Genomic DNA, 24,844 nt, shown 5'->3' on the forward strand with positions numbered 1-24,844 from the left:
CAAAAACCAATTTAATAGAAAATATTTTTCTGAAATTTTTGTGTTAAAAAACGTGAAATAATATTAATCTACAATTTTTAATTCATTTATAATATTTGTAGCTCCGGCGAATTTGTCAATCACAAATAGTACATAGCGAATATCAACAGATATCGTACGTTGCAATTTGTGGTCAAAAATGACGTCTCCTGCCATTGCTTCAATATTACCATCAAAAGCCAAGCCAATTAGCTCTCCATTTGCATTTATTACAGGAGAACCTGAGTTTCCACCTGTAATATCATTATCACTCAGGAAGTTAACGGGTAAATATCCTGCTTTATCTGCATAACGGCCGTAATCTTTATTGTTCTGTAAATCGATCAATCGCTGAGGTAAATCAAATTCTTCATCACCTTTTTTATACTTAGCAACTGTACCCTGTAAGGTTGTATAGAAGTTTTCAGCTGCATCATTGCGTTTATCAGCAGGTAATGCTTTGATCGAACCGTAAGTTAAACGTAAGGTACTATTTGCATCAGGATAAAATTTACCTTTTGGATTTGATGCTAATACACCAGCAACATATTTACGGTGTGCTGCTTCAAATCTATCAGTTGCTGCTTGATCATTTGCAGATGATTCACGGTATTTGTTTAATAGGGCAGAAGATAATTTATACAATGGATCGTTTTCTAAAGCCAAGGCAGTTGGATTCTCCAAAAAGTTGTTTAAGCGCTCTTCAGATGCAAAAATACTGTTTTTTATAGCTTCGCTTACATATGAAGATAAATCATTGTTGTTTTGATTTGCTAATTCTGCAACATATGGCGCTATATTGCCACCTTTTTTTGCATAAAGATTAAGTTCGTCGATCAATACATCTTCCTCAAGAGGTAAGTATAATTTTTCATAACCAGAACTAATAGCTGCTTGCAATTTTGGTAACAATTCTTGACGCTTAGCCTCATTTGACTTCACATATATATCCAATCCATTACCAATTGAGAACGGCAATGCAGCTAATGAACTAGAACGTAACATACCACTTAGGTAGTTGTCATGACGTGCTTTTTCATTTGTAGAAGCGTAATAGTCGTTGATCGTAGCGATAACATCGCCATATTGCGCTTTGTTTTCTTTTTTATTGGCCCATTTATTGAATTTAGCTTCATCCTGCGCTTTTGTGATTGCGGTTTTGTGTAATGTTAAAGCGTCAATCATACCTTGACGGTTTTTCCAATAGTTTGCAACTTGAGAATATTTTGAAGCATAATTAATCTTAACAGCTTGGTCCTTGTCCATGTATTTTTTCATGGCATCCATTCCTGTTTTCGAAGCTTCTACCCATGCCGGATAAGCAAACTTTACGTTTTGGTCAATTCCACCAGCAGGCATCCAACGATTTGTACGACCAGGATAACCTAGGATCATGGCAAAATCACCTTCTTTGAAACCTTTTAAGCTGATCGGTAGAAAGTGTTTCGGTTTTAAAGGAACATTATCTTTTGCATATTCAGCAGGGTTGCCATTGCTATCCCCATATACACGGAAAATGGAAAAGTCACCTGTATGGCGAGGCCATTCCCAATTGTCTGTATCTCCACCAAATTTACCGATGCTATTAGGCGGAGTACCTACTAGTCTAACGTCTGTATAATCCTGATACACGAAGTAGTAATATTCGTTACCATTGTAAAACGATTTTACATTAACGATGTACTTGCCATTCTCGCTGTTCTCTTTTTCGATTTTGGCAATTTCTTGGTTAACTACTTTTTGGCGTTCAGATTCAGACATCTTATCATTTACTAAAGATAAGATTCTTTTAGAGACGTCATCCATACGAACGAAAAAGCGCACGTATAAAGATTTTGGTTTTAACTCCTCTGATTTTGTTTTTGCCCAAAACCCATCGGTAAGATGATCGTTTTCTGGAGTAGATAGCTCGGCAATAGCACCATAACCACAATGGTGGTTTGTAAATACTAGTCCTTGATTAGAAACGATTTCTGCAGTACAACCACCGTTAAATTGTACAATCGCGTCTTTTAAACTTGAATTGTTGATACTGTAGATTTCTTCAGCCGTCAATTTCAATCCCTTCTTTTGCATATCAGCCTCATTTAGGCGCTTCAAATGCATTAGGAACCACATTCCCTCATCTGCGAAAGTGGTCAAACTTGCTGTGATTAGCAGCAATAAGATCCATAATTTTTTCATACAAACTTGATAAAAAAGTTTAGTTATTTACTACAAAGGTGGTTTAATTCTGCTTTAAATCAAAATGCACCTACTTTTGCCCCCCAATTTGTATAAAAATGAAATAGTTGTGTCAATTTTTCGTCAATCTGAGATTCATTGAATGCTGAGGATAAGCAAGTGGATGCTTTTCCTTACCTTTGTAAAATGCAGCAAACATTTGAAAATTTTAAATTGAATAAGCAGCTTTTGAACGCAATTGAAGAAGCAGGTTATACAGTTTCCAACAGAAATACAACAGAAAGCTATTATACCGACGCTAGCCGGTCAAGATATCATGGGAGTAGCACAAACAGGCACTGGGAAGACTGCTGCATTTGTCTTACCTATATTGATGAAATTAAAATATGCACAAGGACAAGACGCGCGTGCTTTAATTTTGTCTCCGACTCGTGAGCTTGCTATGCAAATCGAAGAAAGTATTCGAACATATTCAAAATATCTTGATTTACGTACAGTCGTATTATATGGTGGTTTAGGGCCTAAAACCCAGATTGAAATCCTTGAAAAGGGAGTGGATATTATTGTAGCAACACCAGGTCGTTTCTTAGACCTATACTTAGAAGGGCATATCAATGTAAAATCATTGAAGTTCTTAGTCATGGATGAAGCCGATAAAATGATGGATATGGGGTTTATTTCCAAACTTCATCGTATTTTAGAAGTTGTACCACGTAGGAGACAAAATCTTTTATACTCCGCGACTATGAGTGAATTGGTTCGTAAAATTGCCGGTGATTTTTTGGCATTCCCTACTGTTATTGAAGTGTCTGAACAAGCAACTCCTGCAACGACAATCAGTCAGTGTGTTTATTTTGTCCCAAATCAAAAAACGAAATTGAATCTCTTACAGCAATTGTTGAAAGATGATGCATCATTCCATCGTTTAATTGTATTTTGTAAAACAAGAACTGTTGCAGATAATGTTTTTTCCTTCTTAGAACGTAAATATGGTAAAGATCAAGTTCGTGTTATACATGCGAATAAAGGTCAAAATACGCGTATTAATTCTATAAACGCATTCAAAGAAGGTAATATTAGGATCCTTGTTGCGACTGATGTAGCTGCTCGTGGTTTAGATGTTTCCAATGTGTCCCATGTGATTAATTTCGAGGTACCTATTGTAACAGAAGATTATGTTCACCGTATCGGAAGAACTGGAAGAGCCTTTAACTCGGGCGATGCTATTACTTTTTGTAATGACGCGGAGAAACACTATTTCAGAAAAATCGAGAAATTAATCCGTCAATCTGTTGATGTTATCCCATTACCAGATGAAGTATTTATAGAAGAGACTCCTTATTTTGAACGTCAGTTGATTGCGAAGGAAATCGATAATCAGAAAAGAAAAGCAGATCCTGATTTTCTAGGTGCATTCCATGAGAAAAAATTTGTGATCAAACAAAAAGAAGCGAAAGCATCTCAACGTGCATCAGGATTTAGATCCAATAAGCAAGGACCTAAAACTTCGACTAAAAGGAATTATAGGACAAAATAGTGAGGTTAACACCAATTAATATCGTATCGGCATGTTTAGTGGCGTGGTATATCGTAGAAGATATGGGAGACAACAATCCATTACTTTCTACAACTGCGCTAGTGATATTGCTTGTTGTACTTTTATTAGTGGATGTTTTCTTCCGTGTCTTCATAAAACAAGATAGAAAACTTTGGCTTTACGAGTTGGGTTTTGTAGTAGTAGTTGCTATATTAACGCTCCTTATAAAAATAACTTAAGCCTTTTTAAATAGCATGATTAATATGAAAAAAGCAGAAATAAAATTACAGATTGAACTGGATGAAACTAATGTTCCAAATACGATTACTTGGTCTTCTAGTGATGGCGAATCTTCGGATGAACTTCCTGCAAAAGCCATGTTTTTAGCGCTATGGGATTCCGCTTATAAGAATTCTATGCGTATCGATTTATGGACAAAGGATATGCCATATGATGAGATGAAACGTTTCTTTTATGAAACTTTGCAAACATTAGGTGATACTTTTTTACGTTCCTCAGGTGGCGACCCCGTGGCAGAAAAAGTTATTGCAGATTTACGTGATTACTGCGCACATTTTGCAGATAAGATGGAAGTTTCTGGAACAACAAAATTAAATTTTCTCCGATATGAATTACTTTTTAGTCAAATCAGAACCTTTCAAATACAGTTGGGAACAATTCAATAAAGATGGCGAGACGTTTTGGGATGGGGTACGCAATTATCAAGCGCGTAACAACCTCAAAGCAATGAAAGAGGGTGATCTTGTTTTATTTTATCATAGTAACGAAGGAAAGGAAGTCGTAGGGATTGCTAAAGTGGTAAAAGAATATTATCAAGATCCAACAACAGAAGATCCAAAATGGGTGGTTGTAGACTTAGCTCCGGTCCAAACCTTTAAGAAGGCAGTAACCTTAGAACAAGTTAAGGCTGATGAGTTTTTGCAGGATATAGCATTGGTACGACAAGGTAGATTATCCGTTATGCCTTTGAAAGCAGAGGAGTTTGATCGTATTGTAGCTTTAGGTAACGAATAATAACATCTTTCAATAGGAAAAAATAGAAAAGCCTCAGATTATATAATCTGAGGCTTTTTAAATTAACCTTTGTGATCAAATAGATTAACCAGATTTTTTAATTCAGTAGCTTTACTTGGGTCTAATTTACCACTTAATATTAAGCGTAATTCACGACGCCTCATCGCCTCGTCATACAGCCTATGTTCCAATTCTGTTTCAGGAACGACTTTTGGAATAGGTTGCGGCTTAGCATGCTCATCTATGGCCACGAATGTATAATAGGCCTCGTTTGATTTTTCTTTTGTTCCTAATGGAAGATCTTGAGCAAAAACTTCCATTCTTACTTCAATTGAAGTGTTAAAAGCACGTGTTACTTTTGCTTCAATTGTGACAACCTCGCCCAGTCGAATAGACCTTTTGAATGAAACGTTATCAACAGATACGGTTACGACAGGACTGTTACAATGTTTCTGCGCTGCCATGGCAGAGCAGATATCCATCCAATACAGTAATCTACCTCCCATTAAATTACCAAAAGTATTCGTATCATTCGGTAATACTAATTCATTCATTACCGTAGTAGACTCTTTAGCACATTTATCCTTCATCTCTATTTTTATTATTAACGGAAGATTCCGTATTGTTTGTCGATTATTTCTAAACTCGCTTTGAAAGGAGTTGGTTGAAAGCCCAAAATCGATTTGGCTTTTGATAATATAAAACCTGTTTTTTGTGGACGATTTTCAGATTGATTTATGGATGCTGCCGTTATTTCTGAAATTAATGATTTATCAAAGTTCCAAAAATCTGCAATTTGATAGACGGCTTCTGCAATTGTAAACATTTCTTCTCCGCTGATGTGGAAAACTCCAGTTATACGTTTTTCAATAGCTAAAAGACAGGCTTCTGCTAAATCATCAACAAAAGTTGGCATGCGCCATTGATCATTTACTACTTTTATTGCTTCATTTTTTGAAAGTTTTTCTTTTGCCCAAAGCACTAAGTTAGAGCGATTTGGATTGGCATTTATTCCATAAACCAATATGGTTCTTAAGATAGCATACGCACATCCAGAGCTGTGGATAACTTGTTCAGAACGTAGTTTGCTTTTCCCATATTCACTCAGTGGATTGGTCGAATCATCCTCATTATATGGTCCATTTTTTCCATCAAAAACAAAATCTGTGGATAACTGTACTAAAAAGGCGTTTGTACGCTCGCAGAATTTTGCTAATTGCTCAACAACTTCAACATTCATCTTTTCACTGAGAGCCTTATCGGCTTCACATCCTTCAACACTTGTGATAGCCGCAGTATGAATGATATAATTGGGTTTAACTTCTGATAGGTAGCTGTCTAGAAGTTCCGAATTCATTAAATCCAATTGTTGAAAATGATAATTTTCTACGTTTGGATTATTGTTTTTATTCATTGAAATAGCAAAAACCTCATAATTTGGGTTCTTACTAAGTAAATCAATTAATTTCTGTCCTAAAAAACCATTAGAGCCAGTTATTAACACTTTGTTGGTAATCATCATTAATTTGTGAATTGAAATTTTAGTTTTTCAGTTTGTTTCAACATATTGTTTATAACCATGACTTCGAAGTCAATTATACCTGTAAGCCCTGTATAATTGATTTTTTCAGGATCATCTGTCGGCATATGGTAATCAGGATGTCCACCAGTATGAAAAAATAGAACAGGGATATCTTTTTTGTAGAATGAAGTTTGATCAGAGCCACCATTTCCATCATGTCCTGTATAGAACTTGATACTAGGGGTAATTCCTTCAAATATTTCTGGCCATGCTTTACTTGTACCGTAACCGATTACAGCTACACCTTGTTCAGGGTTTAATCTTCCGATCATGTCCATATTCAACATGGCTGTTATTTTGTTTAGAGGCAATGTTGGGTGTTCAGTAAAGTACTTAGAACCTATTAAGCCTAATTCCTCAGCTCCGAATGCGATAAAAAGAAAATTGTAACTTTCTTTTACATTATTGGTGCTGTAATAACGAGCCAGTTCTAATAGTCCAGCCACCCCAGAGGCATTGTCATCTGCACCATTATGAATTTTACCAACACCTAAAGAGTCCTTCGAACTCCCTTGATGACCTGTTCCCAAATGGTCATAGTGAGCGCCAATTACAATCGTTAGCGGAGCGCCATTATCTAAAAAAGCGATAATATTATCTGCTTTTCGAATACTATCACTCACCTTTACTTTCCAGACTTTAGCATCGAAAGATTGACGGTATCCTTTTTCTCCCAAAGGTTGAAGATGCAGCTTTTTAAAATATTTTTCAATATAATTTGCGGCCTTGAACACTTCCTTGCTGCCCGTTCCGCGACCTTTCATTTTATCGTTCGCAAGGTAGTTAATATGTTTTTTCACCAAATTAGTATCGCTGTATTGTGCTATACTAGGTAGACTTAGGACACTGAGGAGTGTCAATAGCGTCCATTTAATGTATAAGTTCATTTGAGTTATTGTTATTATGCAATAAAAAAAGCCTTGATAATTCAAGACTTTAGTAAGCCATATTTAATCCTCCACAATTTCGCTGTGAATACTCGTTTTTTCTTCCTTTTCTTCTTTAAAATATTTCTTTTGAAAGAGTAATATTAAGACCACTCCGACAGAAATAGCTGAATCGGCAACATTGAAAACTGGTCGGAAGAATAGAAAGTCTTCACCTCCCCAAATTGGGAGCCATGTTGGAAAGGTCCCTTCAACAAGAGGAAGGTAAAGCATGTCGACTACTTTTCCGTGAAAGAGTGTGGCATAACCCCCATCAGCAGGAAAGAGAGATGCTTTGTCGTACCATGTACTTTCACTAAAGATTAAGCCGTAAAAAGTGGAATCGATGATATTACCGAGTGCTCCTGCAAATATTAAAGCAATATTGAGGATAAATCCTCTATTATATTTCTTTTTGACCATGTAATGCAGACCATAACCAATTGCTGCAACAGCGATAATACGGAAAAGTGTTAGCATGAGTTTTCCAAATTCACCGCCGAATTCCATTCCATATGCCATCCCATTATTTTCTATAAAATGTATTTGTACAAATTTGCCAATCACTTCATAGCTTTGACCGATGGTCATATTTAATTTTACCCAAATTTTTGATATTTGGTCAATTAAAAGAACAAGAATAATTAATATTACAGGTTTAGTATAGCCTTTCATAGTTGTAAAAATGGTCTTTACCGACAGTAAAGACCATTGTTTTTTTGTATTTGAATAAAATTAATACTGTTTGTTTTTAGCTTCAATACTTAGCGTAGTATGTGGAACAGCTTTCAATCTTTCTTTTTGGATTAATTTACCTGTTTCTCTACAAATGCCATAAGTTTGGTTCTCAATACGAATTAAAGCAGCTTCTAAGTTGTCTATGAATTTGCGTTGACGAGCAGCCAATTGATTGGTTTGCTCTTTTTCTAATGTTGCCGAACCATCTTCCAATGTTTTATAAGTACCAGCAGTATCATCAGTGCCATTCGCATCGCTATTATTCAGGGATGCGGTCAATGAAGCAAGTTCCTCTTTTGCTATTCTCAATTTTTCCAAGATAATGCTTTTAAACTCTTGAAGCTCTGAATCGCTATAGCGTGTCTTTACATAGTTAGTTACCATAATTTAAATTTTTTCGATTAAAACTTTCAATTCCTTTCCGTCGATATCAACCTTATCTCCGGTAGTTAGTGATTCTTCAAATCTCAACGAATCAGCTAGAATTTCGGTACAAATATAAGATAAATTTTTATTCGTGGCCTCCTCAATATCAGCATCTTTGCTGACTAAAACATGAATGCGGTCAGTAACCTCAAAACCTTTATCTTTTCTTAGGTTTTGGATACGGTTAACCAACTCTCTTGACAGTCCTTCTTGTTTCAATTCGTCAGAAATATGGATATCTAGCGCAACGGTTAATTTAGCTAAATTAGCGACCTGCCACCCAGCAACATCCTCTGCTATAATTTCTACATCAGTTAATTGGATCGTATAAGGCGTATCAGCTAATGTAATTTCGCCTTCGCTTTCCAATTTCGCAACCTCATCCATAGAAAGTGCATTGATCTTTGCAGACACTAACTTCATGTCTTTACCAACTTTCGAGCCAAGAGCTTTAAAATTTGGCTTTATTTTTTTCTTGATGATACCTGTAGTGTCCGTAATGAATTGAATATCTTTGATATTCGTTTCAGAAAGTATCAAATCTTTTACCTTTTCTACACGTTCTTGGAAGCTATTATCCAAGACCGGAAGTAAGATTTTATTTAATGGTTGGCGTACATTGATGCCTACTTTTTTACGCAGTGAAAGTGTTAATGACGAAATATCTTGGGCCAATGACATGCGCTCTTCTAAATCCTTATCGACCAATTGTTCTTGGTAAATTGGGAAATTAGCTAAATGTACAGACTCAAAGATTTCTTTTCCTGTTGCGGTGTTTAAATCCAAGTACAACTGATCAGAGAAGAAAGGAGAGATTGGCGACATCAATTTCGCAACCGTGTCCAAGCAAGTAAATAAAGTCTGGTAAGCCGAGATTTTGTCTTCGGAGTATTCACCCTTCCAGAAACGACGACGACACAGACGAACGTACCAATTACTTAAATGTTCGTCGACAAAATTTTGAATCGCACGTGCAGCTTTCGTAGGTTCGAAGTCTGCATAAAAATCGTCAACCTCCTTAGTTAAACTATTCAATAGTGAGATTACCCAACGATCGATTTCCGGACGATTCTCTAACGCGATATCTGCTTCAGCATAGCTGAATTTATCAATATTAGCATATAGAGCAAAGAAAGCATACGTATTATATAAGGTTCCGAAAAACTTACGTCGTACCTCATCCAATCCTTCTTCGTTAAATTTTAAGTTATCCCACGGTGAAGCATTACTAATCATGTACCAACGAGTTGCATCAGCGCTGTATTTATCTAACGTAGCAAATGGATCAATACCATTGCCAAGGCGTTTAGACATTTTATTGCCATTTTTGTCTAAAACCAAACCATTGGAAACTACATTCTTAAAAGCAACAGATTTCTGAAGCATCGTTGATATAGCATGCAATGTAAAGAAACCAACCACGTGTCTGATCCACACCCTCAGCAATAAAATCCGCTGGAAATGCCTTGTTGTATCCCTCCTTAAACGGGAGCGCTTCCCCCTTAGCCAGTTTGTCATAATCCAAACCCCATTGCGCATAGGGCATGGCACCAGAATCAAACCAAACATCGATTAAATCAGGCTCGCGGAATAGTTTTTGACCAGCATCAGAAACGAAAACGATATCATCTACATAAGGACGGTGTAAATCTAGTTCCTTGGTGCCGAATTTATCTAAATATGATTTGTTTGTCTCTTTTTCTTTTTCGGATAAAACGTCTGAAACTAAGGAAGCTTCCAATAGAGCCTTTAATTCAGGCATAGAACCTACACAGATCTCTTCATTTTCATCTTCAGAACGCCAGATTGGAAGAGGAGTCCCCCAGTAGCGAGAACGAGACAAATTCCAGTCAACTAGATTTTCTAACCAGTTACCGAATCGTCCAGATCCAGTAGCTTCAGGCTTCCAGTTAATGGTTTTATTTAAAGCAACTAAATCATCCTTTACCGCTGTAGATTTGATAAACCAACTGTCCAATGGATAGTATAAAACAGGTTTATCTGTACGCCAGCAATGCGGGTAAGTATGCTCGTATTTTTTAACATCAAATGCTTTGTTATCTTCTTTTAGTTTGATAGCAATAAGCACATCTGTCGGACGAAAATCTTTATCGGCACGTTCAGCATCAGAATAATATTCCTCTTTAACGAAACGGCCAGCAAAGTCCGTTATTTCTTTAACAAAACGTCCTGTGCGATCAACAGTAGGAACATCTTTGCCATTTTCATCCTTAATCAAGATTCCTGGTACGCCCTGTTCTTTAGCTACTCTAAAGTCATCTGCACCATATGTTGGCGCAGCATGCACGATACCAGTACCATCTTCTGTTGTTACAAAATCACCAGGGATGACACGAAAAGCTTTTTCTTGCAGTTCATCCGAAGTAATATAAGGCATCAGTTGCTCATAACGTAAACCGATAAGCTCTTCACCTGTAAATGTTGCCGCTATTTCCCAAGGAATAACTTTATCACCTAATTTATAATCCTGAAATTCGGCTTCTTTACCTTCTGCCTTGAAATGTTTTGAAATCAGATCATTTGCCAATATTACGGAAACAGGAGCTCCTGTATATTGATTGAATGTTTTGATTTTGACATAGTTGATTTTTTTACCAACTATTAACGCTGTATTAGAAGGAAGTGTCCAAGGGGTTGTTGTCCATGCGATAAACGCAACGTCTTCGGCTTCATCTTCAACTAATGTCGCCATGATCGGGTGCAACTGATCTTTGACCAATCTGAATTGTGCAACGATAGTAGTATCCTTTACATCCTTGTAAGTGCCGGGCTGATTCAATTCATGAGAACTCAATCCCGTTCCTGCAGCAGGAGAATAAGGTTGTATGGTGTAACCTTTGTATAAAAGGCCTTTTTTATAAAATTCTTTCAACAAGTACCATAGTGTTTCAATGTACTCATTTTCATACGTGACATATGGGTTTTCCAAATCTACCCAATACCCCATTTTAGTCGTTAGATCATTCCATACATCTGTGTATTTCATTACTTCTGTACGACATGCATCGTTGTATGCTTTAACCGTTATCTTTTTTCCAATATCTTCTTTCGTAATTCCTAGTTTCTTCTCTACAGCAAGTTCAATTGGAAGACCGTGTGTATCCCAGCCTCCTTTACGTTTTACTTGAAAGCCCTTTAAGGTTTTATAGCGACAGAAGATGTCTTTGATTGTACGACCCATTACATGGTGAATACCAGGCATACCGTTGGCAGAAGGTGGTCCCTCGTAAAAAGTGTAGGGCTTATTTTCTGGGCGGTTTGTGATACTTTTTTCGAATATTTTCTCCTGTTCCCAACGGGTCAATATTTCTTTGCCTATTTCCGGCAAATTAAGTTGCTTATATTCTTTATACATCCGTGTCTCGTATTCTTTTACTAAAGGTCGCTAATTTAATGAATTAAGCTGAAAGCTGAAAGCTAAATAATGAACCCGCTATGAAGAGAACGCTTCCTCGTTCTTTTAGCTGCATCATAGCAGATATCTTCTTGATGGGGTAACGCTTATGAACGATTTACTTTCAACAATTCTTTGAAAATGAAAAAAGCCTAATATTATTAGAATATCAGGCTTTGTGTTTTTATTAAAATGGAATTCTTATGCGGAGAAAGAACTTCCACAACCACAGGTGCTCGCAGCATTTGGATTGTTGAAAGTAAAACCGCGTGCATCTAACCCATTTTTAAAATCGACTTCCATGCCTGCTAAATATAAGCCATGCGCTTTATTCATAAAAACTCGGATACCAGCGATTTCATATTCGCTATCGCCTTCTTTCTTTTGGTCGAATCCCAAAATATAGCTCATTCCAGAACAACCTCCACCTTCAACACCAATACGCAATCCAAAATCATCGGAAATCTCTTGTTGATCTTTTAGTTTATTTAGCTCCTTTATCGCTCCTTCAGTTAATGTTAATGGAGCTTTTTCTGTTATATTTTCTGTACTCATCGTGATATTATTTTAACCAGCTTAAACAAAATTACATATTTTAAACCGAAAATTGGAGCGCTTCTATTTTATGACATTGATTAAACAGAGTTCGCATTTACCCATGATTTAGATTATTTACAAGGTCATTTGTTATGCGCGAAATTAAAAACAGCATGAAGTTTTCGGATTATTGGAATAAATAGGTAGTTATTTAAGAATGAGGGGTTTTATATAATGAAATTACGACAAGCAACTCTAATGTGAATATTTTAAGGATTAAGGTAGTAAAATTAGATAAATGATAATAATTATGTCTTTTTTGTGATATTTTGTAATAATAAAGGCTGTTTAGTGGAGTGTTTTTTAAGTATTATACTATATTTGTAGAATAAAATCACAATATTCATATTTTATATTACATTAAACAATGGAAAGAGATCAAGCCATTTTCAATTTGATATCTGATGAGCTTAAACGCCAAGAAGAAGGTATCGAATTAATTGCTTCAGAAAACTTCGTTTCAAAACAAGTTATGGAAGCTGCAGGTTCAGTTTTGACAAATAAATATGCTGAAGGCTTACCGGGAAAACGTTACTATGGTGGTTGCGAGGTAGTCGATCAAATAGAAACTATTGCTATTGATCGTGCTAAGCAATTATTTGGTGCAGAATGGGTAAATGTTCAACCTCACTCAGGAGCGCAAGCAAATGCTGCAGTTTTTTTAGCAACGATCAAACCAGGAGATAAAATTTTAGGCCTTGATTTATCACATGGTGGTCACCTGACGCATGGTTCTCCTGCGAATCTTTCAGGTAAAATTTACCAACCGTTGTTTTATGGTGTAAAAGAGGATACTGGTTTAATTGATTATGAACAATTAGAAGAAACTGCTCTTCGTGAAAAACCTAAGATGATTATCTGTGGTGCATCAGCATATTCTCGTGATTGGGATTATGCACGTATCCGTAAGGTAGCTGATGAAATTGGTGCTTTAGTATTAGCAGATATCTCACATCCTGCAGGTCTTATTGCAAGAGGGTTATTAAACGATCCACTTCCACATTGTCATATCGTAACTACAACCACACATAAAACACTTCGTGGACCTCGTGGTGGTATGATCATGGTAGGGAAAGACTTCGAGAATACTTGGGGAGTGAAAACACCTAAAGGAGAAACACGTACCATTACACAATTATTGGATTTAGCAGTATTTCCTGGTACACAAGGTGGACCATTGGAACATACAATCGCTGCTAAAGCAATCGCCTATGGTGAAGCTCTTACAGACGAATACATGGAGTATATCATTCAGGTGAAGAAAAATGCGGCTGCATTAGCTCAATTCTTCGTTGAAAGAGATTACAAAATTATTTCAGGCGGTACAGACAACCATTTAATGTTGGTAGACTTACGCAACAAAGATATCTCTGGTAAAGCAGCAGAAGCGGTATTAGGAAAAGCTGGAATCACAACTAACAAAAATATGGTTCCTTTTGATTCTCGTTCTCCATTTGTAACTTCAGGTGTACGTTTTGGTACAGCAGCAATTACAACTCGTGGTATTAAAGAAACAGAGATCGTTCAAATCGGTGAATTGATTGATGCAGCTATTGTTAATTCAGCGAATGACGCAGAGCTTGCTAAAATACAAGTAAAAGTAAAAGAGATGATGGCAGCTTTCCCTCTTTATAAATAAGAGCGACTGTAACATGTCAATAACTATGAAGTGCCTCTGATGTAAATCGAGGCACTTTTTTTGTGCAAAATGTTAAAAAGTCTTAAATAACATTGTAATAATTTGATTACTCGATAATTTTCTCTTGTTTTGAGTATACAAACAGGATTATATCATTAAATTAAAATACTATACGGGATACATTTACTTTTTTTATACAGGTGTTAATAAATTAATTTGGTAACTGCTAAAAATAGGTGAGGTATGAGTATTTTAAATAAGAAAACGGATCAAGAATTAATCCACATATATTTAGATGGTAAAGAAACAGCGTTAGCAGCTTTGTTAGAACGTTATAGATCTAAAATATATACTTCCATTTATATGAAAGTAAAAGATGAATATCTTGCAGAAGATATTTTTCAAGAGACTTTTATAAAAGTAATCAATACGTTAAAAGGGGGCAAATATAATGATGAGGGTAAATTTTTACCTTGGGTCATGCGTATAGCGCATAATATGATTATTGATCATTTTAGAAAAGAGAAAAGAGCACCAAATATTGTCAATACAGACGGCTTTGATATTTTCGATGTACTTGACTTTAGTGATGAAAATGTCGAATCCAAGATGTTGAAAGAACAGCGTGATATTGATTTGAAAAAAATGATTCAAAAACTTCCTGATGACCAAAAAGAAGTGTTAATAATGAGACATTTTTGTGATATGAGTTTTAAAGATATTGCTGAAATTACAGAGGTGAGTATCAATACTGCATTAGGTCGCATGCGCTATGCTTTGGCCAATCTGAGAAAAATGATTGAAGGACAAAGTCTCATGTTGCAGATAAATTAATAAATATAAATAGTATAGAAAAGGGGGAAGAGTCAAACGGTTCTTCCCCTTTTCTATACTAAACTATTTTCTAGTATTGGTTTTGAGTTGTAGTCCTTCATAATTTGAAGACATTATTCCAACTAGTCCAAAAACTGTTTCTCCTTTTTTTATGGTTCTACCAATTAGGTTGTTTTCGACCAAATTTGTTCTAAACTTTTTGTTTGCAGCACTTGCAACAGCAAGATTTCCAAATGCAATACCTGGCCCGATAGCGAGACCAACTGGAATACTTGTTTTGTCTGTAGTATATCCGTTTTCAGTTTTTGTAATATTAAGCTGTAAAATGGATAAGGGTAGATACCATAAGTAAGTTGCAGGCCTTTGTTTAAGTGCATTAAACGCTTGGTCAATATTTAATATATCTACCTCACTGCCATTTGCATAACATAAGTGTAGATTTTGACCGAAAATCAAATCTCTATCAGATTCGTTTTGGATTTTTAGTGATACTATTTTAATGTTTTTTTTAGTTTCTTTCTTTTTGTACTTTCCAGATAAAAGATCATAGTTGTACCCTAAAATTACTTCTTTATCAGATTGATCAGATTTGTAATATAGCTGCTCAGGAGTAATAGAATGGAATTTAGAGGCGCACGAGGATAATAATAAGACTACAACAGCTGTTAATAAAGCTGAAATTTTACTTTGATTCATTTTTTGTTTTAACTTGGTTTAATAAATTGTTTACGTTGGCGCAAATATAATCATGTATTTTTTTATTCCACTCAGAAGAAATATTCTTTTCTATAAAATAGTGGATATTTGTATTTTATTTTAATTAAGCTTGATGATTAATCTAAATTATACTGTCAATTTTGAAATATGTAAGGTAAAATAGATGTAATAATGTCATATTTTTAATTCGCTTGGTCATCATTTTCATATTTAAGAATGATTTTGGTATTTTAGCAAGTGAAATTTTGTCTACTTTGATAAGATGGAATGTATTTTGATTAGGTAATTATTAAAACAAGGAAAATATTATGTATTGGATTTTATTTATAGGGATCATGGTTGTCAGCCTGGTCGTACAAACCCGATTTAAAAATAAGTTTAAAAAATATTCTGAAATTCCGTTAACAAGTGGACTGACGGGAGCAGATATTGCACAAAAAATGCTGAATGATAATGGTATTTATGATGTTAAAGTCGTATCCATTCCAGATCGCTTAGGAGATCACTATAATCCAGCTGATAAAACAGTAAATTTAAGTCCCGAAGTATATAGTGGACGCAGTATTGCTGCTGCAGCTGTTTCAGCACACGAATGTGGACACGCAGTTCAGCATGCAACAGCTTACAAATGGCTAGGGTTTAGATCTGCTATGGTACCAATGGTTAGTTTTGCATCAAAATTAACGTCTTGGGTATTGATGTTAGGTGTTATGTTGATGATTTTCTCCCAAAATTATATTGTATTGGCGGTAGGAGTAGCAGCATTGGCGATTACGACAATCTTTAGTTTCGTAACATTGCCTGTAGAGTTTGATGCATCTAACCGTGCGAAAGCCTGGTTGAGCAACAATGGCGTAACATATAGTTCATCAGAAGATGAGGGAGTGAAAGATGCATTGAAATGGGCTGCTATGACTTATGTAGTTGCGGCATTAAGTGCTTTGGTAACTTTATTATATTATGCTTCTATGTTATTCGGAAGAAGAGATTAATCATTTTAATTATACTTAAAGCATAGAAAAGCGAATATCTTTAAAAATGTTCGCTTTTTTCATGCTTTAATGCTTGGAATTGAAATCTATATGCTTCAGCTTCCGACAATTTTTTTAACTTTGCTTTTTATAATAGCATAGACTTACAATTATCATGTTTCAGAACTTACAGGATAAATTAGATAGAGCCTTTAAGGTTTTAAAAGGCCAAGGTAGTATTACCGAGATCAACGTTGCAGAAACGATGAAAGAAATTCGTAAGGCATTATTAGATGCCGATGTGAATTATAAAACTGCAAAAGTATTTACGGATGATGTTAAACAAAAAGCCCTAGGGGAAAATGTACTAACAAGTATTTCTCCAGGTCAATTGTTGACAAAAATCATGAATGATGAGTTGACAGCGTTGATGGGTGGTTTCTGTTACAGAATTAGAAACTTCAAAAAACCCAACTGTTATCCTTATCGCTGGATTGAATGGTGCTGGTAAAACGACATTTGCAGGAAAGTTAGCATTACATTTAAAAGATAAAAAAGGCAAAAAACCTTTATTGGTGGCAGGTGACGTTTATCGTCCAGCAGCTATTGACCAATTGGAAATATTGGCCGAACAAGTAGGCGTTCCTGTATATGTGGATCGTAATTCCACAGATCCTATTGCTATTGCAAGAGCAGGGGTAGAAGAGGCAAAAAGAAATGGACATAATGTGGTTATTATTGATACCGCAGGTCGCTTAGCAATCGATGAACCATTGATGGTGGAGATTACGGCTGTAAAAGAAGCTACTCAACCACATGAAATTCTTTTTGTTGTCGATTCAATGACAGGTCAAGATGCGGTGAATACAGCGAAGACATTCAACGATCGATTGGATTTTACTGGAGTTGTATTGACAAAATTAGACGGCGATACCCGTGGTGGTGCTGCATTGTCTATTAAATCTGTTGTCAATAAACCAATCAAATTTATTGGTACTGGCGAGAAGATGGATGCATTGGATGTGTTTTATCCAGATCGTATGGCCTCTCGTATCTTGGGTATGGGTGACGTTGTTTCTTTGGTAGAACGTGCGCAACATCAGTTTGATGAAAAACAAGCGGCTGAACTACAAAAGAAAATTCGTAAAAATAAATTCGACTTCAACGATTTTAAATCGCAGATCCAGCAAATCAAAAAAATGGGTAACATGAAAGATTTGATGGGGATGATTCCTGGAGTTGGTAAAGCAATGAAAGATATTGAAGTTGATGATAATGCTTTTAAACCAATCGAAGCAATTATTGATTCGATGACTCCTTTTGAAAGAGAAAATCCTGATGCAATCGATCAGAAACGTCGTATCCGCATCGCAAAAGGATCAGGTACTGATATTAATGAAGTAAATAAGCTGATGAAACAATTTGGAGATATGCGTAAAGTCATGAAACAAATGTCAAATCCAGCAATGGCGGCTAAGCTAATGAAAAACATGCCTAAAATGCCAGGAAGATAAGAGAGAGTGTATTTCTTATATTATAAAAATACCCTAAAAATATCTTATTTTTAGGGTATTTTTATAATATAATAGGCTGCCGCCTCTGCAAGATGAATGATATCGCATCAAAGTTAGGGCATAGTTATATTGAAATATTTGATTAGACCTCATTATCGATTTATATTTCGTATTTATTTTTTGTATTTTAGACTTAGTTCTGATTGTAATAGATTTATTTTTTAACTTTGTAACACAATGGATGACCCCGGGCAATTATCGGAATACGGAAAGATACTTATCATAATTTTGGTAGGGATATTTTTAGTTGCGATGACCATTATGGCAGGTAGAATACTGTCTGTAAAAAAACCAACTCCCCAAAAATTAAGTACTTATGAATGTGGTGAAGATGCAGTCGGTTCTTCTTGGGTTCAATTTAATCCAAGATTTTATGTGATTGCACTTATTTTCTTGCTATTTGATGTTGAATTAATTTTTATTTTTCCTTGGGCCACTGTTTTTGGACAAGTAGAATATATCGCTGCAGACGGAAGATGGGGCTGGTTTACACTAATTGAAATGGCACTTTTTGTGGGTGTCCTAATTTTAGGGTTGATATTTGTGTGGGTAAAAGGCGATCTCGAGTGGGTGAAGCCCATTCATCAACGACCAGTAGTAGATGTTAATATTCCAAACGCTGCTTACCATGCCATTAATCAAGCAACCTATCCCTTGAGGGATTATAAGGAAACATTTCATAAAGACGATAGCGCTAAGGTCGAGCATGAAACAGTTACTTCAAAAATCGCCTTTAAACCCAGATTCAAAAAACCAGGAGCATCATCATGAGTTTAGAAAGCCAAATACAAAATAATGGTGTGATTGTCGCTAAATTAGACGATTTACTAAATTGGGCAAGATTGTCATCTATGTGGCCTATCAGTTTTGGTATCGCTTGTTGCGCAATCGAGATGATGGGAGCTATGGCTGCCAATTATGATTTGGATCGTTTAGGTGTTTTTCCGCGCCCTTCTCCAAGACAATCAGATGTGATGATTATAGCAGGTACGGTAACCTTTAAAATGGCAGATCGTATCCGTAAACTATATGAGCAGATGCCCGAACCGAAGTATGTGATTTCAATGGGCTCATGTTCCAATTGTGGAGGACCCTATTGGCAGCACGGCTATCATGTAGTAAAAGGAGTCGATCGTGTAATACCTGTAGATGTGTATGTACAGGGATGTCCCCCAAGACCTGAAGCACTGATTGGTGCATTTTTAGAATTACAAAAGAAAATTGAAAAAGAAAGTTTGTTGGGAGAACAGTTGTTTAACCAAAAGGCTTAAATAGAATAGAAATAGAAAAATAGACATGGGAAAAGATTTTTATGGTGATTTGCAATTAGGTATTCTTGGCGGTGGTCAATTAGGCCGGATGTTGATTCAAGAGGCCATTAATTACAACGTTAATGTTCATATTCTTGATCCAGATAAGAATGCACCTTGCCGTAAATTATGCAATCGTTTTGAATGTGGCTCTTTGAGCGATTTTGAAACCGTATACAATTTTGGAAAAGATCTTGATATGATAACGATCGAGATTGAAAAAGTGAATGTAGATGCGTTGGAAAAATTGGAAGAAGAAGGAGTGCTTGTCTATCCACAATCTCGTATCATTCGTTTGATACAAGATAAAGGACTACAGAAACAGTTTTTTAAACAAAATGATATACCAACTTCAGCATTTCAGCTCATCTCCACAAAAGAGCACCTTAATAATGCCAATTTAACCATTCCTTATATTCAGAAATTACGTAAAGATGGTTACGATGGTAAGGGCGTAAAGAAAATAAATGCAATAGCTGATTTAGAGACCGCATTTAATGAACCCTCTTTGATAGAAGAATGGGTTGATTTTGAAAAAGAGATTGCTGTTATCGTAGCTCGAAATGATGATGGTGATGTAGCTACTTTCCCAATGGTGGAAATGGAATTCAATCCTGAAGCTAACTTAGTTGAGTTTTTGATAGCACCTTCTACTTATGGATTCGATATCCAACAGAGAGCTGAAGAACTAGCCAAGAAGATTGCGAATGATCTACAGATTGTTGGATTATTGGCTGTTGAAATGTTTTTAACGAACGATGGAGATATTTTGGTCAATGAAATTGCTCCTCGCACACATAATAGTGGACATCAAACCATCGAAGGTAACTACGTTTCACAGTTTGCACAACATTTGAGAGCTATTTTTAATCTACCTCTTGGAGACACCCGTTGTCGGTCAAATGCAGTAATGATCAATCTTTTGGGAGAGGAAGGATATGAAGGATTGGCAAAATATGAAGGTGTTGAAGAGATTTTGGCTATGGAAGGCGTATATGTCCATTTATATGGAAAGAAATTTACAAAACCTTACCGTAAAATGGGCCATGTGTGTATTATAAATGATGATCGTGAATTGGCCATCAGTAATGCAAGAAAAGTACAAGAAATTTTGAAAGTAAAAGCTTAATATATATGTCAACAGTGAACCAAGCCTTAGTTGGAATTATTATGGGAAGTAAGTCAGACTTACCTGTAATGCAAGATGCAGTGGATGTATTGAAAACATTAGGAGTCCCTTTTGAGGTCACTATTGTTTCAGCACATCGTACTCCACAGCGCATGTTTGATTATGCACAAGATGCTGCGGAGAGAGGTTTGAAAGTGATCATTGCTGGAGCAGGTGGCGCAGCACATCTACCAGGCATGGTCGCGTCGATTACACATTTACCTGTTATCGGTGTTCCGGTCAAATCATCGAATTCAATAGATGGCTGGGACTCTGTTCTGTCTATCTTGCAGATGCCAAATGGTATACCAGTAGCTACCGTTGCATTGAATGCTGCTAAAAATGCAGGTATCCTTGCTGCACAGATTCTTGGGACCCAAGATAAGGAAATCGAGAAGAACGTTATTGCTTTTAAAGCTGAATTAGCGGCAAAAGTGATTGAGACAGCTGAAGAAGTAGAGAAAATGACTTTTTAGTACAGCTCGCTATAATATATAAAAAAAGGGCATGTAGCCCTTTTTTTATATATTATATTTTTGCTAAATGTTGCTCAACGTAATCGTAGCTTTTCTTTAAGCTCTCAAATTTGTTTGGAAGGTAAATATCATCCTGTTCTACAAATGCATATTTTAAACCAGCTTTCGCTTTCGCTTGTGCAATTGCGATAAAGTCGATGTGACCAGTACCTACTTCCGTATATCTTACTTCCTTAGCGATTCCGCCAAAGTCCAGCTTGTCATACTCAGGTCCGACAATAGTTTTGGTAAACGCTTTATCCATATCCTTAATATGCCATAACTTGAATCGGTCTGGAAATTTTTCGAATAAGCTTACCGGGTTAATTCCAGCTTTTTCTGCCCAATATAAGTCGAGTTCAAAATCTACTAAATCGGGTTCTGTAAAAGCTAATAGGACTTCCTCACCTCGAGTACCATTTCCTAAATCTCTAAATTCCCAAAAATGGTTATGGAAGGCTACTTTCAATCCATGGCTTTTAGCTTGCTCTCCAGCTTTATTTAATTGTTCTGCTATATATAGAAAGTCATCTTTTTTCAACGATGAAATGTCAAACATAGGCGACACTGGTGCGATAACGTATTCTTGACCTAGTTCTTTTGCAGCATCAAAATAAATGTTTAAATCTTCCTTATCTTGGTGGTTACGGCTGAAATATTTTGACATATCATAGTGACCACTGTGTGATTTTAAACCATTATCATCCAATACTTTTTTTAAACTCCTATAATCGAGACCCCAAAAAGATTTAGCGACAGGGTCGATTCCGTATGTTTCTACGTGCTTATAACCGATTTTAGAAACCTCTTGTAATGATGCTGTCGGATTTGCAGCCATGAGATCACGAATGGAATAGAGTTGGACACCAATATTTGCAAATGGTGAATCAAGAACTTTTGTATTATTTTCGCAAGACACGAAATGTGGTAAAAAATACGCTGCAGAAAGCCCAAGACCAGCTTTTTTGATAAATTGACGGCGTGAATTATTCATACTGTTTAATTTGATTTAAATTTAGTTTTAAGATCAAGTTACGACTAATTTTAAATAAAACTATTATCACAAATAAAAAATGGGGATGTATATGATACATCCCCATTCTAATATTCTTAAAATAAGAAAATTATACCGTCATGATATCTTTTTCTTTTAATTCAGCTAATTTATCAACTTTTGCAATAAATAAATCTGTCAATTTTTGAACTTCAGCTTCACCAACTTTAATTTCGTCTTCAGAAGCTCCATCGTTTTTCAATTTTTTAATCGACTCATTTGTCTCTTTGCGGATATTACGAACGACAACACGACCTTTTTCAGTTTCTTCTTTAGCTTTCTTCACTAAGTCACGTCTTCTTTCTTCTGTCAAAGCAGGGATAACCATACGTATGACAATACCATCGTTTTGAGGGTTGACACCTAAATTCGCATCTGTAATTGCTTTTTCAATTGCAGATATTAGTTGCTTTTCCCATGGTTGGATAACAATCGTACGTGCGTCAGTTGTATTAATATTACTAACTTGAGACAATGCAGTTGGAGATCCATAATAATCAACTGAAATACCATCTAACATAGAAGGAGAAGCTTTCCCAGCACGTATTTTAGTTAATTCTGATTCTAAAAAAGAAACAGCTTTGGACATATTCTCCTTACAATCGTCCAATTCAAGTGAAATTAATTCATTCATATCTTAATATCGTTTTTATCTTTTTATGATTAGCGTACGACAGTACCTACTGGCTCTCCGTTAGCTAATTTTAGCAAATTACCTGGTTTATTCATATCAAATACGATAATCGGTAAATTGTTTTCTTGACATAGCGTAAATGCAGTCATATCCATTACATTTAAACCTTTTTCATAAACTTCAGTAAATGAAATTTCGTCAAAACGTGTTGCTGTAGGATCTTTTTCCGGATCAGCAGTATAGATACCATCCACACGAGTACCTTTTAATACTGCGTCTGCATTGATTTCGATAGCACGGAGTGAAGCTGCAGTATCGGTCGTGAAGTAGGGGTTACCAGTTCCAGCACCAAAGATAACAATACGTCCTTTTTCTAAGTGACGCACGGCTCTTCTTCGAATAAATGGTTCACAGATCTGTTCCATCTTAATAGCTGTCAACAATCGAGTTTTCAAACCTACTTTTTCAAGACCATCTTGTAATGCCATACTGTTGATAACAGTGGCCAACATACCCATATAATCCGCTTGTACACGGTCCATACCTGACTGTTCTGCACTTAAACCTCTATAGATATTACCTCCACCAATAACAATAGCAATTTCTAAACCTTGAGTATGTAACTCTTTGATATCTTTCGCATATTGGGCAACTCTCTTGATATCAATGCCATAGCTTTGATCACCCATTAAGGATTCGCCGCTAAGTTTTAATAGGATACGTTTGTATTTCATAATTGTTTTTTTGGAAATTCTCCAAAGGCCAAAGATAAAATTTTTTTTTCATCCGATGAGGACGAATGTTACATTTATTAAGAATTTTTAACTTTTTCTATCACATTTCTATAGTATTCCTCATATTGAGGCATAATATTGCTCAATTGAAATGTCTTTGCACGTGCTAATGCAGCATCTTTAAACTTTTCTAAGCGTTCTTCATCTTCCAAAATATAAATGGCGTTTTTGGCCATATCAGCGACATCACCGATATCACTTAAAAAACCAGTTTCACCGTTCACATTTAATTCAGGTAGGCCTCCTGTATTTGTAGATACAACAGGTACTTTACAAGCCATTGCCTCTAAGGCAGCAAGTCCAAAACTTTCGGAGCTTGAAGGCATCAAGAATAGATCCGAAACGGATAAAATCTCTTCAACTGCATCTTGTTTACCTAAGAATCGTACATCTTGACAGACACCTAAGTCACGGCATAATTCTTCCGCATTTGTACGTTCTGGACCATCGCCAACCATCAATAGCTTGCTTGGTATATGTTCGTTCACTTTCTGGAAGATACGGATGACATCGCCTGTATTCTTTACTTTTCTAAAGTTTGAAGTATGGATAAGTATACGCTCATTTCCGGGTGCAATAGCTCTTTTGAAGTGCGAGCGATCTTTTATGCTGAATCGTTCCAAGTCGATGAAATTTGGAATGACTTCAATATCTCGTTTAATATCAAAGAAAGTAAGGGTCTGGTCTTTCAAGCTTTGTGATACGGTCGTTACTCCGTCAGATTGATTGATGGAGAAGGTAACAACTGGGCTGAAACTTTTATCTTTACCTACCAAAGTAATATCTGTACCATGTAAGGTGGTCACGACCGGAATATTAATACCATAGGTCAATAATATCTGTTTAGCCATAAAGGCTGCAGAAGCATGAGGAATAGCATAATGAACATGAATGACATCCAGTTTTTCAAAACGAACCACATCGACCAGTTTACTTGCTAGAGCAGACTCATAAGGCAAAAAGTCAAAAAGCGGGTATTGTGATACGGCAACTTCGTGATAAAATAGATTTTCCGAAAAAAAGTCCAAACGAGCAGGTTGACGATAGGTAATAAAGTGCACTTGGTGTCCGTGCGTTGCCAATGCCTTTCCAAGTTTCTGTAGCTACGACGCCACTACCGCCAAATGTTGGATAACATACAATCCCTATTTTCATAATGCTTATTTATTTACTGCA

The 24,844-nt window shown here is 36.0% G+C and carries 21 protein-coding genes and 4 pseudogenes; 12 read left to right on the top strand and 13 right to left on the bottom strand.

Annotated elements, in window-relative coordinates:
- Nucleotides 1-63: 63 nt before the first annotated feature.
- On the bottom strand, nt 64-2,202 hold the full coding sequence (locus tag ACFX5U_RS02295; protein ID WP_400262394.1) for a S46 family peptidase: 2,139 nt from the start codon (nt 2,200-2,202) through the stop codon (nt 64-66).
- A gap of 186 nt (nt 2,203-2,388) precedes the next feature.
- Here ACFX5U_RS02295 and ACFX5U_RS02300 point away from each other — a divergent pair.
- The 4 genes and pseudogenes from ACFX5U_RS02300 to ACFX5U_RS02315 all read left to right on the top strand — a co-directional run bounded on the left by ACFX5U_RS02300 (nt 2,389) and on the right by ACFX5U_RS02315 (nt 4,774).
- Nucleotides 2,389-3,739 (top strand): annotated as a pseudogene (locus tag ACFX5U_RS02300) (DEAD/DEAH box helicase).
- A complete protein-coding gene (locus ACFX5U_RS02305; RefSeq protein WP_144243254.1) occupies nt 3,739-3,978 on the top strand; it encodes a hypothetical protein in 240 nt (79 codons plus the stop codon). Before ACFX5U_RS02300 ends, ACFX5U_RS02305 begins: the two are co-directional and overlap by 1 nt.
- A gap of 24 nt (nt 3,979-4,002) precedes the next feature.
- Nucleotides 4,003-4,425, top strand: coding sequence for a gliding motility protein GldC (gene gldC, locus ACFX5U_RS02310; RefSeq protein ID WP_400262395.1), 423 nt, complete (start codon nt 4,003-4,005; stop codon nt 4,423-4,425).
- A complete protein-coding gene (locus tag ACFX5U_RS02315; RefSeq protein ID WP_038695937.1) occupies nt 4,367-4,774 on the top strand; it encodes an EVE domain-containing protein in 408 nt (135 codons plus the stop codon). The genes gldC and ACFX5U_RS02315 overlap by 59 nt, the downstream gene beginning before the upstream one ends.
- 62 nt (nt 4,775-4,836) lie before the next feature.
- Here the strand turns inward: ACFX5U_RS02315 and ACFX5U_RS02320 are convergent, their stop codons facing one another.
- The 7 genes and pseudogenes from ACFX5U_RS02320 to ACFX5U_RS02350 form a co-directional block, all read right to left on the bottom strand.
- Complete coding sequence (locus ACFX5U_RS02320) at nt 4,837-5,364, bottom strand: acyl-CoA thioesterase (protein ID WP_038695939.1); 528 nt, start codon at nt 5,362-5,364, stop codon at nt 4,837-4,839.
- 14 nt (nt 5,365-5,378) lie between these two features.
- Nucleotides 5,379-6,296, bottom strand: coding sequence for an SDR family oxidoreductase (locus ACFX5U_RS02325; protein ID WP_235212344.1), 918 nt, complete (start codon nt 6,294-6,296; stop codon nt 5,379-5,381).
- On the bottom strand, nt 6,296-7,243 hold the full coding sequence (locus ACFX5U_RS02330) for a M20/M25/M40 family metallo-hydrolase (RefSeq protein WP_400262396.1): 948 nt from the start codon (nt 7,241-7,243) through the stop codon (nt 6,296-6,298). Before ACFX5U_RS02330 ends, ACFX5U_RS02325 begins: the two co-directional genes overlap by 1 nt.
- A gap of 63 nt (nt 7,244-7,306) precedes the next feature.
- Nucleotides 7,307-7,957: a lipoprotein signal peptidase gene (locus ACFX5U_RS02335; RefSeq protein ID WP_038695942.1), complete on the bottom strand. Its 651-nt coding sequence runs from the start codon at nt 7,955-7,957 to the stop codon at nt 7,307-7,309.
- Between the two features lie 60 nt (nt 7,958-8,017).
- Nucleotides 8,018-8,404, bottom strand: a complete 387-nt coding sequence (locus tag ACFX5U_RS02340) for a TraR/DksA family transcriptional regulator (protein ID WP_400262397.1) — start codon at nt 8,402-8,404, stop codon at nt 8,018-8,020.
- A 3-nt stretch (nt 8,405-8,407) separates the two neighbouring features.
- Nucleotides 8,408-11,822 (bottom strand): annotated as a pseudogene (gene ileS, locus ACFX5U_RS02345) (isoleucine--tRNA ligase).
- Between the two features lie 240 nt (nt 11,823-12,062).
- Entirely contained in the window at nt 12,063-12,416 is a 354-nt protein-coding gene (locus ACFX5U_RS02350) for an iron-sulfur cluster assembly accessory protein (RefSeq protein ID WP_038695948.1), read from the bottom strand.
- A 409-nt stretch (nt 12,417-12,825) separates the two neighbouring features.
- Between ACFX5U_RS02350 and glyA the strand changes: the two genes are divergently transcribed.
- Nucleotides 12,826-14,097, top strand: a complete 1,272-nt coding sequence (glyA, locus tag ACFX5U_RS02355; RefSeq protein WP_280570731.1) for a serine hydroxymethyltransferase — start codon at nt 12,826-12,828, stop codon at nt 14,095-14,097.
- Between the two features lie 243 nt (nt 14,098-14,340).
- A complete protein-coding gene (locus ACFX5U_RS02360) occupies nt 14,341-14,931 on the top strand; it encodes an RNA polymerase sigma factor (protein ID WP_038695952.1) in 591 nt (196 codons plus the stop codon).
- A 63-nt stretch (nt 14,932-14,994) separates the two neighbouring features.
- Here the strand turns inward: ACFX5U_RS02360 and ACFX5U_RS02365 are convergent, their stop codons facing one another.
- The gene (locus ACFX5U_RS02365) at nt 14,995-15,627 is read right to left on the bottom strand and encodes a hypothetical protein (RefSeq protein WP_400262398.1); all 633 of its coding nucleotides are present in this window, start codon (nt 15,625-15,627) and stop codon (nt 14,995-14,997) included.
- Between the two features lie 329 nt (nt 15,628-15,956).
- Here ACFX5U_RS02365 and ACFX5U_RS02370 point away from each other — a divergent pair, with 329 nt between their 5' ends.
- From ACFX5U_RS02370 to purE, 6 genes and pseudogenes are all read left to right on the top strand, one after another.
- Nucleotides 15,957-16,640, top strand: a complete 684-nt coding sequence (locus ACFX5U_RS02370) for a zinc metallopeptidase (protein WP_038695957.1) — start codon at nt 15,957-15,959, stop codon at nt 16,638-16,640.
- A 154-nt stretch (nt 16,641-16,794) separates the two neighbouring features.
- Nucleotides 16,795-18,133, top strand: a pseudogene (gene ffh, locus ACFX5U_RS02375) (signal recognition particle protein).
- A gap of 237 nt (nt 18,134-18,370) precedes the next feature.
- A complete protein-coding gene (locus tag ACFX5U_RS02380; RefSeq protein WP_280570724.1) occupies nt 18,371-18,964 on the top strand; it encodes an NADH-quinone oxidoreductase subunit A in 594 nt (197 codons plus the stop codon).
- Nucleotides 18,961-19,464, top strand: coding sequence for an NADH-quinone oxidoreductase subunit B (locus ACFX5U_RS02385; protein WP_021188837.1), 504 nt, complete (start codon nt 18,961-18,963; stop codon nt 19,462-19,464). The genes ACFX5U_RS02380 and ACFX5U_RS02385 overlap by 4 nt, the downstream gene beginning before the upstream one ends.
- 25 nt (nt 19,465-19,489) lie before the next feature.
- The gene (locus ACFX5U_RS02390; protein ID WP_038695962.1) at nt 19,490-20,632 is read left to right on the top strand and encodes a 5-(carboxyamino)imidazole ribonucleotide synthase; all 1,143 of its coding nucleotides are present in this window, start codon (nt 19,490-19,492) and stop codon (nt 20,630-20,632) included.
- 5 nt (nt 20,633-20,637) lie between these two features.
- Nucleotides 20,638-21,147 (top strand): 5-(carboxyamino)imidazole ribonucleotide mutase, encoded by a 510-nt coding sequence (gene purE, locus ACFX5U_RS02395; RefSeq protein ID WP_038695964.1) that lies wholly within the window; start codon nt 20,638-20,640, stop codon nt 21,145-21,147.
- 52 nt (nt 21,148-21,199) lie between these two features.
- Here the strand turns inward: purE and ACFX5U_RS02400 are convergent, their stop codons facing one another.
- From ACFX5U_RS02400 to bshA, 4 genes and pseudogenes are all read right to left on the bottom strand, one after another.
- Nucleotides 21,200-22,180, bottom strand: a complete 981-nt coding sequence (locus ACFX5U_RS02400; RefSeq protein ID WP_400262399.1) for a sugar phosphate isomerase/epimerase family protein — start codon at nt 22,178-22,180, stop codon at nt 21,200-21,202.
- A 130-nt stretch (nt 22,181-22,310) separates the two neighbouring features.
- Nucleotides 22,311-22,874, bottom strand: a complete 564-nt coding sequence (gene frr, locus ACFX5U_RS02405; protein WP_038695968.1) for a ribosome recycling factor — start codon at nt 22,872-22,874, stop codon at nt 22,311-22,313.
- Nucleotides 22,875-22,903: 29 nt separating this feature from the next.
- The gene (pyrH, locus tag ACFX5U_RS02410; RefSeq protein ID WP_038695970.1) at nt 22,904-23,608 is read right to left on the bottom strand and encodes a UMP kinase; all 705 of its coding nucleotides are present in this window, start codon (nt 23,606-23,608) and stop codon (nt 22,904-22,906) included.
- Between the two features lie 77 nt (nt 23,609-23,685).
- Nucleotides 23,686-24,823 (bottom strand): annotated as a pseudogene (bshA, locus tag ACFX5U_RS02415) (N-acetyl-alpha-D-glucosaminyl L-malate synthase BshA).
- Between the last annotated feature and the right edge of the window lie 21 nt (nt 24,824-24,844).

Source organism: Sphingobacterium sp. SG20118 (genome assembly GCF_044740685.1).
Taxonomy (GTDB): domain Bacteria; phylum Bacteroidota; class Bacteroidia; order Sphingobacteriales; family Sphingobacteriaceae; genus Sphingobacterium.

Excerpts from the sequence above, each read along its gene's own strand:
- ACFX5U_RS02325 (WP_235212344.1), bottom strand. The coding sequence starts at position 6,296 with ATGATGATTACCAACAAAGTGTTAATAACTGGCTCTAATGGTTTTTTA.
- ACFX5U_RS02295 (WP_400262394.1), bottom strand. The coding sequence starts at position 2,202 with ATGAAAAAATTATGGATCTTATTGCTGCTAATCACAGCAAGTTTGACC.
- glyA (WP_280570731.1), top strand. The coding sequence starts at position 12,826 with ATGGAAAGAGATCAAGCCATTTTCAATTTGATATCTGATGAGCTTAAA.
- ACFX5U_RS02360 (WP_038695952.1), top strand. The coding sequence starts at position 14,341 with ATGAGTATTTTAAATAAGAAAACGGATCAAGAATTAATCCACATATAT.
- ACFX5U_RS02350 (WP_038695948.1), bottom strand. The coding sequence starts at position 12,416 with ATGAGTACAGAAAATATAACAGAAAAAGCTCCATTAACATTAACTGAA.
- gldC (WP_400262395.1), top strand. The coding sequence starts at position 4,003 with ATGAAAAAAGCAGAAATAAAATTACAGATTGAACTGGATGAAACTAAT.
- pyrH (WP_038695970.1), bottom strand. The coding sequence starts at position 23,608 with ATGAAATACAAACGTATCCTATTAAAACTTAGCGGCGAATCCTTAATG.
- ACFX5U_RS02385 (WP_021188837.1), top strand. The coding sequence starts at position 18,961 with ATGAGTTTAGAAAGCCAAATACAAAATAATGGTGTGATTGTCGCTAAA.
- ACFX5U_RS02340 (WP_400262397.1), bottom strand. The coding sequence starts at position 8,404 with ATGGTAACTAACTATGTAAAGACACGCTATAGCGATTCAGAGCTTCAA.
- purE (WP_038695964.1), top strand. The coding sequence starts at position 20,638 with ATGTCAACAGTGAACCAAGCCTTAGTTGGAATTATTATGGGAAGTAAG.
- ACFX5U_RS02380 (WP_280570724.1), top strand. The coding sequence starts at position 18,371 with ATGGATGACCCCGGGCAATTATCGGAATACGGAAAGATACTTATCATA.
- ACFX5U_RS02370 (WP_038695957.1), top strand. The coding sequence starts at position 15,957 with ATGTATTGGATTTTATTTATAGGGATCATGGTTGTCAGCCTGGTCGTA.
- ACFX5U_RS02315 (WP_038695937.1), top strand. The coding sequence starts at position 4,367 with ATGAATTACTTTTTAGTCAAATCAGAACCTTTCAAATACAGTTGGGAA.
- ACFX5U_RS02320 (WP_038695939.1), bottom strand. The coding sequence starts at position 5,364 with ATGAAGGATAAATGTGCTAAAGAGTCTACTACGGTAATGAATGAATTA.
- ACFX5U_RS02335 (WP_038695942.1), bottom strand. The coding sequence starts at position 7,957 with ATGAAAGGCTATACTAAACCTGTAATATTAATTATTCTTGTTCTTTTA.
- frr (WP_038695968.1), bottom strand. The coding sequence starts at position 22,874 with ATGAATGAATTAATTTCACTTGAATTGGACGATTGTAAGGAGAATATG.
- ACFX5U_RS02330 (WP_400262396.1), bottom strand. The coding sequence starts at position 7,243 with ATGAACTTATACATTAAATGGACGCTATTGACACTCCTCAGTGTCCTA.
- ACFX5U_RS02390 (WP_038695962.1), top strand. The coding sequence starts at position 19,490 with ATGGGAAAAGATTTTTATGGTGATTTGCAATTAGGTATTCTTGGCGGT.
- ACFX5U_RS02365 (WP_400262398.1), bottom strand. The coding sequence starts at position 15,627 with ATGAATCAAAGTAAAATTTCAGCTTTATTAACAGCTGTTGTAGTCTTA.
- ACFX5U_RS02400 (WP_400262399.1), bottom strand. The coding sequence starts at position 22,180 with ATGAATAATTCACGCCGTCAATTTATCAAAAAAGCTGGTCTTGGGCTT.